This is a genomic window from Microvirga antarctica (genome assembly GCF_017921815.1).
Taxonomy (GTDB): Bacteria; Pseudomonadota; Alphaproteobacteria; order Rhizobiales; family Beijerinckiaceae; genus Microvirga; species Microvirga antarctica.
The window spans coordinates 77,835-90,906 of the sequence record NZ_JAGEMM010000004.1 but is presented as its reverse complement, the minus strand read 5'-3'; the positions used below and the strand labels follow the sequence as shown (position 1 = coordinate 90,906).

13 protein-coding genes are annotated in these 13,072 nt (G+C 62.7%); 4 read left to right on the top strand and 9 right to left on the bottom strand.

Going from position 1 to position 13,072, the window contains the following annotated elements; all coding sequences use genetic code 11:
- Nucleotides 1-63 precede the first annotated feature (63 nt).
- Both polA and J4G32_RS13700 read left to right on the top strand, forming a co-directional pair.
- Nucleotides 64-3,054, top strand: a complete 2,991-nt coding sequence (gene polA, locus J4G32_RS13705) for a DNA polymerase I (RefSeq protein WP_210495327.1) — start codon at nt 64-66, stop codon at nt 3,052-3,054.
- A gap of 84 nt (nt 3,055-3,138) precedes the next feature.
- The gene (locus J4G32_RS13700; protein ID WP_210495324.1) at nt 3,139-3,849 is read left to right on the top strand and encodes a glutathione S-transferase; all 711 of its coding nucleotides are present in this window, start codon (nt 3,139-3,141) and stop codon (nt 3,847-3,849) included.
- 19 nt (nt 3,850-3,868) lie between these two features.
- Here the strand turns inward: J4G32_RS13700 and J4G32_RS13695 are convergent, their stop codons facing one another.
- The 5 genes from J4G32_RS13695 to J4G32_RS13675 form a co-directional block, all read right to left on the bottom strand.
- Nucleotides 3,869-4,561, bottom strand: a complete 693-nt coding sequence (locus J4G32_RS13695) for an ABC transporter ATP-binding protein (RefSeq protein ID WP_210496099.1) — start codon at nt 4,559-4,561, stop codon at nt 3,869-3,871.
- Nucleotides 4,554-5,393 carry an ABC transporter ATP-binding protein gene (locus tag J4G32_RS13690; protein ID WP_246505062.1) on the bottom strand — a complete coding sequence of 280 codons (840 nt, stop codon included), beginning with the start codon at nt 5,391-5,393 and terminating at the stop codon, nt 4,554-4,556. The genes J4G32_RS13695 and J4G32_RS13690 overlap by 8 nt, the downstream gene beginning before the upstream one ends.
- Nucleotides 5,390-6,289 carry a branched-chain amino acid ABC transporter permease gene (locus J4G32_RS13685; RefSeq protein ID WP_210495323.1) on the bottom strand — a complete coding sequence of 300 codons (900 nt, stop codon included), beginning with the start codon at nt 6,287-6,289 and terminating at the stop codon, nt 5,390-5,392. Before J4G32_RS13685 ends, J4G32_RS13690 begins: the two co-directional genes overlap by 4 nt.
- Nucleotides 6,286-7,167 carry a branched-chain amino acid ABC transporter permease gene (locus tag J4G32_RS13680; protein WP_210495321.1) on the bottom strand — a complete coding sequence of 294 codons (882 nt, stop codon included), beginning with the start codon at nt 7,165-7,167 and terminating at the stop codon, nt 6,286-6,288. Before J4G32_RS13680 ends, J4G32_RS13685 begins: the two co-directional genes overlap by 4 nt.
- A 111-nt stretch (nt 7,168-7,278) precedes the next feature.
- Nucleotides 7,279-8,439 (bottom strand): ABC transporter substrate-binding protein, encoded by a 1,161-nt coding sequence (locus J4G32_RS13675; protein WP_210495318.1) that lies wholly within the window; start codon nt 8,437-8,439, stop codon nt 7,279-7,281.
- A 202-nt stretch (nt 8,440-8,641) separates the two neighbouring features.
- On the opposite strand from J4G32_RS13675, the gene J4G32_RS13670 reads away from it, so the two are divergent.
- Complete coding sequence (locus tag J4G32_RS13670) at nt 8,642-9,625, top strand: LacI family DNA-binding transcriptional regulator (protein ID WP_210495313.1); 984 nt, start codon at nt 8,642-8,644, stop codon at nt 9,623-9,625.
- 125 nt (nt 9,626-9,750) lie between these two features.
- On the opposite strand, the gene J4G32_RS13665 is transcribed toward J4G32_RS13670, so the two are convergent.
- From J4G32_RS13665 to J4G32_RS13650, 4 genes are all read right to left on the bottom strand, one after another.
- Nucleotides 9,751-10,281: a PPC domain-containing DNA-binding protein gene (locus J4G32_RS13665; RefSeq protein ID WP_210495310.1), complete on the bottom strand. Its 531-nt coding sequence runs from the start codon at nt 10,279-10,281 to the stop codon at nt 9,751-9,753.
- 25 nt (nt 10,282-10,306) lie between these two features.
- Complete coding sequence (locus J4G32_RS13660) at nt 10,307-11,119, bottom strand: HpcH/HpaI aldolase family protein (protein WP_210495306.1); 813 nt, start codon at nt 11,117-11,119, stop codon at nt 10,307-10,309.
- Nucleotides 11,120-11,495: 376 nt separating this feature from the next.
- Entirely contained in the window at nt 11,496-11,849 is a 354-nt protein-coding gene (locus J4G32_RS13655; RefSeq protein ID WP_210495303.1) for a DUF1428 domain-containing protein, read from the bottom strand.
- A gap of 32 nt (nt 11,850-11,881) precedes the next feature.
- Nucleotides 11,882-12,322 (bottom strand): VOC family protein, encoded by a 441-nt coding sequence (locus J4G32_RS13650; protein WP_210495298.1) that lies wholly within the window; start codon nt 12,320-12,322, stop codon nt 11,882-11,884.
- A gap of 59 nt (nt 12,323-12,381) precedes the next feature.
- Here J4G32_RS13650 and J4G32_RS13645 point away from each other — a divergent pair, with 59 nt between their 5' ends.
- On the top strand, nt 12,382-13,068 hold the full coding sequence (locus J4G32_RS13645; RefSeq protein WP_210495295.1) for a winged helix-turn-helix transcriptional regulator: 687 nt from the start codon (nt 12,382-12,384) through the stop codon (nt 13,066-13,068).
- Nucleotides 13,069-13,072: the final 4 nt, after the last annotated feature.

Here is a 13,072-nt window from a genome sequence, read left to right as displayed (position 1 = left end):
GCCGTAGCCACCGGCCGTCGAAAACACTATCTGTTGGGGACCACATCCTTACGATCGAGACCCATGGCATCCTCTCGTCCAGTCGGCCCCGGCGACCACGTTTTCCTGGTCGACGGCTCCTCCTTCATCTTCCGGTCCTACTTCCAGTCCATGAACCAGGACTCGAAGTACAACACCCGGACCTCGGACGGCATGCCGACGGGGGCGGTGCGCCTGTTCGTCACCAAGCTGCTGCAATTCATGCGCGACGGTGCGGCGGGCCTCAAGCCGACCCATCTGGCGATCGTCCTGGACAAGTCGGAAGGCTCGTTCCGCAAGGAACTCTACGAGGATTACAAGGGCCACCGGCCCGACCCGCCGGACGATCTGAAAGTGCAGATGCCCCTCATGCGCGAGGCCATCCGGGCCTTTGGGCTGGAGCCGATCGAACAGGCCCGCTACGAGGCCGACGACCTGATCGCCACCTATACGCAGGAGGCCAAGGCCCGCGGCGCCAACGTGCTGATCATCACGTCCGACAAGGATCTGATGCAACTCGTGGGCCCCTTGGTCTGCTTCTACGATTTCGAATCGGGCGCCAAGGGCAAGCCGGGCTACCGCCCCGAGCGCAATCTCGACGAGGCCGCTGTCACGGAGCGATGGGAGGGCCTGCCGCCGGACAAGATCGGCGATCTTCTGGCGCTGATGGGCGACGCCTCGGACAACGTGCCTGGCGTGCCGGGAATCGGCCTCAAGACTGCCGCCCAGCTCATCAAGGAATTCGGCGACCTCGAGACTTTGCTGGCGCGGGCGGAGGAGATCAAGCAGCCCAAGCGCCGTGAGACCTTGCTGGCGAATGCCGACATGGCGCGCCTGTCCAAGCAGCTCGTGACCCTCGATTGCGCGGCTCCGCTGCCTGTCGGCCTCGACGATCTACCCGTGCCGGAGCTCGATGCCCGGCCCCTCATCGCCTTCCTCAAGGCGATGGAATTCAACACAATCACCCGCCGCGTCGCCGAACTGTACAATACGGACCTGGCCGAAATCGCCCCCGATCCGCGCCTGATGCCGGGCGGCGCGGCCATTTCCTGGGAGCGCGTCGGCGCCGTCGAGGTGGCGCCGGACGGCTCGGCAGCCGTGGCGACGGCTGACGGGACGCTGATTCCCAACGGCATCGGAACGCCCTCCCTGCTGGCCTCCCAGCGGGCCACGCATGCCTCCTCGCAGCCTTTCGACACCACCGCCTATGACACGATCTTGGACGTCGCCGTGCTCAGGGAGTGGGTCGCTGCCGCCCGCGAGCAGGGCTACGTCGCCCTCGACACCGAGACGAGCGCGCTCGATGCGAACCTGGCCGATCTCGTGGGCGTCTCACTGGCTCTCGCACCGGGACGTGCGGCCTATGTGCCCCTCCAGCATCGCGGCGATTCCGACCTGTTCGGCGGCGGCATGGTGCCGGGCCAGATTCCTCTCGATGAGGCGCTGGCGGTCCTGCGCCCCATGCTGGAGGATTCCTCGGTCCTGAAGATCGGGCAGAACATCAAATACGACTGGGTGATCCTGAAGCGGCAGGGCATCGACGTGCGGCCGTTCGACGACACGATGTTGATTTCCTACGTGCTCGATGCCGGCAAGGGCCCGCACGGGATGGACGAGTTGTCCAAGCGCCATCTCGGCCACACGCCGATCACCTTTGGCGAGGTGGCCGGGACCGGCAAGGGCAAGGTCTCGTTCGACCGGGTCGAGCTCGACAAGGCCACCGCCTACGCGGCCGAGGACGCCGACGTGACGTTGCGCCTGTGGCAGGTGCTCAAGCCGCGCCTTCCCGCCGAGGGACGCGCCACCGTCTACGAGACCCTCGAGCGGCCGCTGGTCGATGTGATCGGCCGCATGGAAATGCGCGGCATCTCCGTCGACCGGCAGATCCTGAGCCGCCTGTCGGGCGATTTCGCCCAGTCGCTGGCCCGCCTGGAAGACGAGATTCAGGAGATCGCCGGCGAACGGTTCACGCTCGGGTCACCCAAGCAGATCGGCGACATCCTGTTCGGCAAGATGGGCCTTCCCGGCGCGAAGAAGACGCCCTCCGGCCAATGGGCGACGCCGGCGACGCTTCTGGACGAACTGGCGCAGGCCGGCCACGTGCTGCCCGAACGCATTCTCGAATGGCGCCAGCTCGCCAAGTTGAAATCCACCTATACGGACTCGTTGCAGCAGCACATGCATCCCGAGACCAAGCGGGTGCACACGTCGTATTCGCTGGCGTCCACGACGACAGGCAGGCTCTCCTCGTCCGAGCCGAACCTGCAGAACATCCCCATCCGCACAGAAGCCGGGCGCAAAATCCGCCGGGCCTTCATCGCCCCGCCCGGCTCCAAGATCATCTCGGCCGATTACAGCCAGATCGAGCTGCGCATTCTCGCGCATATCGCCGATATTCCGCAGTTGCAGGAGGCGTTCGCGCAAGGGATCGACATTCACGCGGCCACCGCCTCGGCGATGTTCGGCGTGCCGCTCGATCAGATGACGCCCGATCTGCGCCGGCAAGCCAAGACCATCAATTTCGGCATCATCTATGGCATTTCGGCCTTCGGCCTCGCGCAGAGGCTGAGCATTCCGCATGGCGATGCGGCGGCCTTCATCAAGCAGTATTTCGAACGCTTCCCGGGCATCCGCACCTATATGGACGACATCAAGAAGGCGACGCGCGAGAACGGCTACGTCACCACGTTGTTCGGCCGGGTGTGCCACTATCCCCAGATCAAGTCCGGCAATCCCAATGAGCGGGCTGGCGTCGAGCGGCAAGCCATCAATGCGCCAATCCAGGGAACCGCCGCCGACATCATCCGGCGCGCGATGGTCCGGATGGAGGACGCGCTGAGGGCCGAGCGGCTTTCCGCCCGGATGCTGCTGCAGGTCCACGACGAACTGGTCTTCGAAGCGCCCGACGAGGAAATCGACGCGACCCTGCCGGTGATCGCGCGTGTAATGACCGATGCGCCCTTCCCGGCCGTGACCCTCAAGGTCCCCCTCGGGGTCGACGCGCGAGCGGCGCAGAATTGGGACGAGGCGCATTGATGCGGGTGCGCCCTGCTCCACGGCAGGCACACCTTTCCAAGGCGGTTTTTGCACGGCCCCGCATCATCTCAGGAGCGTCGTCATATGGCCTATGAACTTTACTACTGGCCGGGCATTCAGGGACGCGGCGAATTTGTGCGGCTGGCGCTGGAAGAGGCCGGGGCAGATTACGTGGACGTGGCGCGGGGCCCGAAGGGCATTCGCGCCATGATGCGGATGATGGACGAGGGGCCGCATCCGTCCTTCGCGCCGCCTTTCCTGAAAGATGGGGCGCGCGTCATCGGCCAGACGGCGGCCATTCTGCTTTATCTCGGGGCGCGTCACAGCCTGGCGCCCAAGGACCCGGATGGCGGCCTCTGGACGCACCAGATCCAGCTCACCCTCGGCGATTTCATCACGGAGGCGCACGATACGCATCACCCGGTCGGATCGAGCCTGTACTACGAGGATCAGAAGGCGGAGGCTCTGCGGCGCGCCAGCGATTTCCGGCTGAACCGGATTCCGAAGTTCCTCGACTGGTTCAACACCCTGCTGGCGCGCAATCCGTCAGGTCCGCGCCATCTGGTCGGCGGCTCTCTCAGCTATGTGGACCTTTCCCTCTTCCAAATCGTCGAAGGGTTGAGCCACGCTTTCCCGCGCGCCATTCAGGACGCGCTGGGGGCGGTGCCCCATGTGGCTGCCCTGCACCACGCGGTCGCCAACCGTCCTCGCCTCAAGGCCTATCTCGCCAGCGACCGGCGGATCCCGTTCAACGAAGAGGGGATCTTCCGGCATTATCCGGAACTCGACGACTGAATGCCGCGCGGGCGAACACTCACGACAGATAGGCCTTGCTCGTCTGCTCGTCCCGGGCGACCTCGTCGGCGTTGCCACTGGCCACGATCCGTCCGCTTTCCATCACGTAGGCGCGGTGAGCCACACGCAGAGCCGCACTGGCATTCTGTTCCACCAGAAGGATGGTCGTCCCCTCCCGGTTGAGTTCCTCGATGATCTCGAAGACCTGCCGCACGATCAGCGGTGCCAGCCCCATGCTGGGTTCATCGAGTAACATCAGGCTGGGCCGCGCCAGCAAGGCGCGCGCCAGGGCCAGCATCTGCTGTTCACCGCCGCTCAGGGTCTGGGCCATCTGCGTGCGCCGTGATTCCAGCACGGCGAACCGCTGGTAGATCTTGTCGAGGTCCTTCCGCCACCCGTCGCTGCGGGTATAGGCCCCCATTTCAAGATTCTCCTCGACCGTCAGCGTCCCGATCGTCCCCCGTCCCTCCGGCACGAGAATCATGCCGGACCGCACGATGATGTGGGCGGAAGCCCCGTCGATCCGCCGATCCTTGAGCCGGACACTCCCGGTCGATTTGATCAGGCCCGCCAGCGCCAGAAGGGTGCTCGACTTGCCCGCGCCGTTGGAACCCACAAGCGCGACGATCTCGCCCTTGTCCACATGAAGCGTCACACCCTGCACGGCGCGGATCATCCCATAGGAGACATGCAGGTCCGCCACATCAAGCATGGTCATCGTCGGCTCCCAGATAGGCTTCCACGACTTTGGGATCCCGTCGCACATCCTCCGGCCGCCCATCCGCGATCACCGTGCCGAAATTCAGCACCACGACCTGATCGGAAATGTTCATGATAAAGCCCGCCTTGTGCTCGATGACGATCATGGTGAGCTTCGTTTCGCGTAACGACTGGATGAGGTCCATGACCTCGTTGGTTTCCCGCGGGGTCATGCCCGCCGTCGGTTCGTCCAGCAGAAGCAGGCGCGGGGCGCTGACCAGTGCTCGCGCGATCTCGACCCGTCGCTGGATGCCGTATGACAATTGATCCGCCCGGCGATCGCGATATTCCGTGAGTCCAAGAGATTCCAGCGTGGCATTGGCCTTCTCGCGGGCACGATTCTCCTCTTTGCGCTCCGAGCCGAGGCGGAAGACGGTTGCGAAGAGTCCGCTCTCCATCCGTGCGTGGAGGCCAGTCAGCACGTTCTCCATGACAGTCATGCCCTCGAACATCCGGATGTTTTGGAATGTCCGACTGATGCCGCCTCGAGCGGCGATCTGATAGGCGGGCCAGCCGGTGATCGTCTCGCCATTCAAGACGATCTCGCCGCTATCCGGCTTGGACAAGCCACTGATCGTGTTCAGTAGGGTGGTCTTGCCAGCCCCGTTAGGGCCGATGAGGCCCAGCACGCGTCCTTGTGCGAGCTGGAAAGACACGTCGTTGAGGGCTTTAAGCCCACCGAACCGCTTCGTGATGCCCGCAAGCGCAAGTCCAGTTGCGGATGTCGGCCGCAAGCCTGCGGCGCCGGGCGCCGGGCCGGTCATCGTTGAGAGGAGCCCCGTCATGACTCGCCCTCCGACGGCTTGGCCTGCGTCGGCTTGAAGAAGCTGAACTTGCGTCCCCGCATGGTGGCGAAAGGCGCGATCAGTCCGTTGGGAAGATAGATCACGATCACGACGAGCAGAAAGCCGATGATCATCTCGCGGTATTGTTCGAACTTGTCGAGCCATTCCGGCATCGTGCTGACAAGGAGCGCGCCCAGCACCGGACCGACCGGGTGCGAGATTCCACCGAGCAGCGTATTGACCAGCACGAAGGTGAGCTGCGGAAACCCGAATTCGAACGGCACGATGACGCGATTGACGTGAGCCCACAGGCCGCCGGCAAGGGCGGCGGTTGCCGTGCTGATCAGGAATGAGACCAGACGGTAATGCTCGACATTGATGCCCATGGCGCGTGCCGCGGACAAATCCGTCCGGATTGCATCCCAAGCCCGCCCTGTCCGCGACGTGGTGAGCACCCATGCTACATAGACCAGCACACTGACGATGATCAGCAGGTGCCACACCTTCACCGTGACCGGCACGCCGATCAACCCGGCCGGGCCGTTCGTGAGCGAATCGAGGTTCAGCGCAAGGGCCTGGACGATGCCGCCGAAACTCAGGGTCGCAATGGCGAGGTAGTGCCCGCGAAGCCTGAGAATGGGGAACACCAGGATCGATCCGACAGCAAGCGAGACCAGCACCCCGACGGTGATTCCGACGATGGAGATGGTGCCCAGCTTCACCGCAAAGATCCCGGCCGTGTAAGCCCCCAGAGCCATGAAGCCCACAGCCGAGAGATTGAAGATGCCGGCACGGAGCGAAAAGTAAAGGCTGAGCGCCATGACCGCGTTGATCAGCGCTGTCGCGAAGGAATGGTTGTAGATCTGAAACCAGTCGGCCACATCAGAGAACGTCATGGCCGGACCTCCTCGTCTCGCCCGAACAGACCGTTGGGTCTGAACAGCAGAAAGAGGAACAGCACGCCGAAGGTGACCACATCTCTGAACGTTCCAATGCCGATGACCGTGCTGAAGACCTCCAGAAGCCCGATCATCATGCTGGCCACGATCACCCCGGTGACGCTGCCGAAGCCCCCGATGACGATGGCCGCGAAGCCTTTCAGGACGTAGGGTTCTCCCATCAGGAAGTAGACGGAGTTGTACATGATGCCGAGCAGAACGCCGGCGAGGCCGCCGAGCGCGCCGGAGACGAAGAAGGTCCACCGTGCGACCGAAACCGTCGGGATGCCGAGCATGCGCGCGATCCGCTCATCGAACGCGATGGTGCGGATGGCTTTTCCCAACCGGGTGCGATTGAGCAGGATATAGGTTCCGGCCATGGTGACCATGGTCGTCACCAGGACGAGAACCTGGGTGAACGAGATTCTCATGCCGAACTCGGTCCACTGAATCTCCGGCAGCGTCCCGAACGGGAACCGCTCGACCTGCGCGCCGGACATCAACTGCGCGACAGAGATCAGGATCATCGACGCGCCGATGCTCGCCACGAGACTCGACATGGCGCTCCCTCCGCGAGAACGCAGCGGCCGGAAAACGAGAAGCTCCAACAGGACGTTGATTCCACCGCCCGCGACAGTTGCGGCAAGCAGCGCGAGGGGAAACGGTACGCCGTAGATGCTGATGAGATAGTACGCAACGAATGCACTGAGCGTGAAAATCGCGCCTTGGGCAACATTGAGAATATTGAGCGCACCCAGCACCAGATTGAATCCCAGCGCGAACAGCGCGTAGACCGATCCTGTCAGGATGCCGTTGATGACTTGTTGCAGCAGCACAGGCTTTCCCCAATGTTGAACGGCGACGTCTGTTTCGCACGCGCGTCGCCGGGAGGACGCGGAACCGCCCCATGAGGGTCACGTTCCGCGCCTGCCGGATGGAACCCTGCCTCAGGGCTTGTCGAATGCCGGCACTGCCTTGCCGGCCTTGTCGACGGTAAAGAAGAAGGGCGTCAGCGTCACCTGACGGTCTTCAAACCGTGTCTTGCCGGCGGTTCCAAAGACCGTGTCCATGTCGCCGATGGTTTCCATCGCCGTGCGGATCGCTTCGCGATCGCCGCTGCCTGCCTTCTTGATGACCTGCGCCAGCAGCCAGACCGCGTTGTACCCGTTGGCACTGAAGGTGTCCGGCTCGCGCTTGAAGCGTTCCGTATAATCCTTGACGAACTTGACGTTCGCCGGGACAGGCGAGGCCGCAAACCAATGCGACGGGAAGATCGACCCTTCCGCATTCGGCCCCGCGACACGACGCACCTCGACGGAATCGAAGTTCTGCTCACCGAGGAAGATCGTGTCCTTCATGCCCGCCTGCCGGGCCTGGACCATGGCGGGTCCGACCTGGCCGCCGAAAAGCAGAATGGCCATGACGTCCGGCTTGCCGTTTGCGATGCTGGTGAGCTGAGCGGAAAAGTCGGAATCACCCCCCGATGTCACCGCCTCGTTGGCGACGATCTTGACGCCGTTCCTCTCGAACGCCTTGGCGACAATCGGCTGCAAATTCACGAAGACCGGGTTGTCGCGCTGATAAAGGATGGCGGCCGTCTTGATCTTTCGGGCGGCGACCAGCTTGTCGATTGTCTGCTCGACGAACACATCCGACGGTCGGACCGCGCTGTAGACGTAGTTGCCAATCTTGTTGAGTCCCGGCACCACGCAATCGGCCTGCAGCGTCGGTGTCTTGAGCTCCTGCGCAACCGGCAGGGACGCCTGACAGATGTTGCTCGCCGTATAGCCCACGATCGCCGAGACCTTGTCGCGAAGCACGAGCTGTTGCGTGACGCTGATCCCCTGCGGCTGGTTCGACCGGTCATCGGCGAAGACGGGGACGAGTTTTGTCGTGCCGAGGAATCCGCTGCTGTTCACCTCATCGAAGGCGAGCTCCATCGCATCCTTCATCTTGGTTCCCGCGAAGGCAACCGGGCCCGTCAGGGAAAGCGGAACGCCGATCTTGATGTCGTCCGCAGAGACGGGCGACGTTGACGCGACAGCAATCAGGGTTGCCAACACAACCGAACTCGAGAAGGCGAGAGGTTTTGCAGAAAACTTTTTCATAGACGTTCCTCCAGGTTTGTAATTTTTTCTGAGTACGTTACATGTCCTACCGACGAACTCGTCGCAAAGCATACTGATCTGCTTTGTCGTTGAGATAGAGGTATCCGAGATGTCCTTGCGCTCGCAGGGTTCCAAGAGACGAGCCGCTCCGGAATCGTCTGCTCAGACCAGCCCGACCTTTCAGCAGGACGGGAAAGTCGGAATGAAGGAAATTGCCGAGCGGGCGAAGGTGACGAAGATGACCGTGTCGCGCGCCTTGCGTACGCCCGATAAGGTTGCGCCCGAGACGCTGCGACGCATTACGGCCGCCATGGAAGAGATGGGCTTCGTGCCCAATAGTCTGGCCGGCAGCCTGTCTGCGCGCAACAGCCCGATCGTCCCGGTCATCGTGCCCACGATGGCCAACTCGATCTTCTCCGACTTCATCGAAGAGGTCTCCCTCACCCTGGACCGCGCAGGATTCACGCCGATCTTTGGCTGTTCCAACTTCGACAACGAGTATGAAGAGCGCCTGCTGATCAAGTATCTCGGATGGCAGCCAAGCGCCATCATCCTGACGGGGGCATCCCAAACGCCGCGAACGCGCGACTTTTGCCAGCGCTCGGGACTTCCCGTCATTCAGACGTGGTGCCTTCCTGAACATCCGCTCGGTCGCGTCGTCGGCTTCTCCAACTACGACATGCTCTATCAGATCACCAAGGCATTGCAGGGCTGGGGCTACCGCAATATCGGGTTTGGCTTCCTCAACACGCCCAACAACGATCGATCGCGACAAAGGCGGCTGGGATGGGAGGTGGCTGTGCGCGAAGGTGGTGACGAACCGTTGCACACCCGCGCGCAGGGCGGCGAGCTTTCGTTGGAAGCAGGCGCCGATATTCTGAGAGGTATCCTTGGTCGCCATCCCGACACGAAGGCCATTGCGTTCGGATCGGATGTGCATGCGGTGGGCGCCGTCCTTGAATGCAAGCGGCTCGGCCTGCGTATCCCTGATGATATCGCCATTACGGGCTGCGGCGACATGGGTTTGTCGTCCGTCGTGTCGCCAACTCTGACAACGGTGCGCATCCCCGGCCGCACCATTGGCCGGGAATGCGCCACGATGGTCAATTTGTCGGTCGTGGGCACCTACGCTGGTCCCTCGACCGTCAATGTCGGATTTGAGATCGTTCGTCGCGAGAGCGCTTAAGGCGGGATTGCCGGGTTGGAGGCGCAGTGTCGCCCGTCCCGATGCTCGCACGCCTCGCGCCATTGACCGGAGCAGGTGCGTCTGCTCGGCGCCCGCCATCGATCGCCCTCTGACCTTTAGACTGATCAATCCTGAACCAGTTCGTGAATCGGGATGCCGCGCGGGTAGCGCTCGGTCGTCTCGCGCGAGACTTTGAAGTTGAGTGTCGCGCCCTCGGTCTTGGCAAGAACAATCGTGAAATGCGATTTCGGATGAAGCGATCGCACGAGGCACCCTTCGATCAGGTGACCCATGTAGGTTTCGCCCGCGACCGTGATTGTCATGTGGATATGGAGATTGGGGTCGCCGGCCTTATACAGAATTCCTGACGTCCCTTCCGAGTCGTAGGTCTCAAGCGTCTGCCCGATTGTCCCGACGCCACTGCACTCCATCAGACCTTCGAATTCGCGCACGCCCGGAGGCGCATCGGTGACTGTCGCCTCGACCGGCATGCTGAGGCGGGCCTTGCGCAGGCCGCCCACGATATTCAGGATGAAACCTGTCTTGATGTTCTCGCGGCGAGCGATTTCCATGATCTCGTTATAGAGATCGCCGTCCGGAGACAATTGCGCGTATATGATATCGGTAACACGCGCGTGCGCGATCGTATCGACCATGTTGTAACCTCCCTTATCGTTGACTTTATTCGGCCGCGACCCGAGCGGTGTGTTGCGCGAGCGACGCCTTGAACGCCTGTGCGGCTGTGCGAGCGGCATCGACCATCATTCCGGAATCGGCCGAATAGAAAAACAAGCCGACCCCTGCCTCGACCCACTTGCCAGCTTCCTGCGGCGAGTAGAGTCCGATGCCCGAGGGTACCGCGCGTTTGTGGAGGCGTGCGGCCCGGATCACCTGATCGGTTGCCGCGAGCACGAGGGGGTCCTCGACCTGTCCCGGCCGGCCAAGCGAGGATGCAAGATCCGACCGCCCCACGATGAGGGCGTCGATGCCCGGTTCGCACGCGAGAATGTCCTGGATGTTGTCGACGCCAAGCTTGTCTTCGATCTGGGCGATCAGAACGACTCTCTCATTCTGCTGCTGCGAATGCTCGAGGAAAGTCGCTCGCACGCCGCCGTAGCGCGCAGCCCGCGTCAGGGTACACGTGCCGCGCATGCCCCGCGGCGGATAATTCATCGCCCGCGCCGCGCGAACAATATCGTCCGCACTCTGAACGAATGGCAGCACAATGCCTGCGGCACCCAGCTCCAGCGCCTCGAGAATGGACTTCTCGGAATTTTCGCGAACTCGGATGAGCGCGGCCATCCCGTGAAGCTCGGCGGCGCGGATCATGTTCGCAACCGCGCTCCAGTCCTTCGGGCTGTGCTCGAGGTCGATGATCACATAGTCGAACCCTGCAAGTCCCATGATCTCGACAATGTCGGGACTTGCCAGAAATGCGAACGATCCGAAAACCGGTTCGCCCTTCGCAAGACGTTCCTTGAATGGAAGTGCCATTGGGCCTGTGCTCCGCTTTGGCCGAAGCCAAGTCCCACCGGTAGGCGCAGGACAATCCCGGGAACTCCGTATGAGTTACCGGTCACATCGAACCATCTGACGGTTGGATTGTCAATCGCGCGTCGGATTGCGCGATCGCTAAGGGGTGTCGTGAGAAGCCATGTGGCCCTCAGACACGATGCACGGAGGGCGAGGCCCTTCGTCCGCAACACGGCTCAGATCATAGGCTGACCGGATCGTGCGGGCCTGCGCAATGGGGTCGGACTGCCGCCGCTGGCGGAGCCGAAACTGCGGCCGTTTTCACATCGACAGACGAACCCCGCCCTCGTGAGGCGGGCGGGCGGCTATTGCTGACCGATGGATTGGATCGCTCACGTCATTCCGTATCGAGCAAGACCTCGAACCCGCCGAAGACAAGTCGCTTGCCGTCGAATGGCATGTCGTCGTGCATCTTCAGGCGCGGGTCCGCCATGACCTTCTGGTTGCCGGCATCGCGGACCGCCTTGGACGGCCAAACGATCCACGAGAAGACGACGTTCTCGTTGGGTTCGGCTTTCACCGCGCGCTTGAAATCCGTGGTTTTACCGTCCGGCACGTCGTGTCCCCAGCATTCCACAATGCGCAAGGCACCATGCTCCTTGAAGATCGGCGCGGCGATGGCGGCCATCTGGCGGTACGCCTCTTTCTTGTCGGTCGGGACGGGAATCACGAATCCATCGACATAGCTCATCGGTGATCTCCTCTCTGGTCGTTTGGATTTTTTCAGGTCTCGGCGCGCTCGGGGCTCTTCGACATGGCGGCCTGAGCGGCCGCGACGTCCATCCACATCACTTCCCAGATGTGGCCATCCGGGTCTTCGAAGCTACGGCCATACGTGAACCCGTGATCCTGGACTGGCCCGGGGTCGACGGTCCCGCCGGCAGCGCCCGCCTTCTCGACCGTTGCGTCGACGTCTTCGCGGGTGTCAGCGGAGATGCAGATCAGGACTTCGCTCGTGGCCTTGGCATCCGCAATGGCCTTTGGGGTGAACTGGCGGAACTTGTCGTGGGTCAGCAGCATGACGTTGATTGTTTCCGACAGCACCATGCAGCACGCCGTATGATCGGAGAATTGATCATTCTTCTGCGCGCCCACCGCCTGATAGAAGGAGGTGGCTTGCGCGAGATCGCGCACCGGCAGATTGACAAAGATGAGCTTGGCCATGGCGTTTCCTCTTCGGGTGATTTGACCGAGCATGGCGGAGCGAGTTATAAAAAGCAACTATGAGATTAGAAAATATAACTTCAACCCGCCGACACTATGACGATGCCTGTGCGGCAGCCCACGCGCTCGACCTCATCGGCGAGCGTTGGGCGCTGCTTGTCATGCGCGAATTGATGATGGGCCCGAAGCGCTTCAACGATCTGCGGAGCGGACTTCCAGGGATCAGCGCCAACGTGCTCACGCAGCGTCTGGAGGGGCTGGAGGCCACCGGCGTGGTCGTCCGCCGCAAGCTCCCGCCCCCGGCGGCCGTTCAGGTCTACGCGCTGTCCGAATGGGGCTACGAGAGCGAGCCGATTTTTCAGGCCTTGGGCCGCTGGGCGGCGCGGTCGCCGCTGCACGACCCCACCCTCCCCTTCAGCGCAGCGTCTCTGGTCCTGTCGCTCCGGACCATGATCGATCCCGATCTCGCACAGGGGCTCACGGCTTGCCTCGGCCTCCGCCTCGGCGCCGAAACCTTTCGGGCGACCTTCGCGGATAACCGGATCGAGATTGCCCGCGGCTCGGTCGATGATGCGGATGTGGTCTTTGCCGGCGACGCGCGTGTCGTGGCCGGCGCCATCTATGGCGGCCAGACAATCAGCGCGCTGGAGACCGCCGGTGTCTTGCGGATCGAAGGGGACCGGGCACTGGCAGAGCGGTTCGTCCGCCTGTTTCCATTGCCGCCCAAAGCTCCGTTGGTGCCCTGATCGC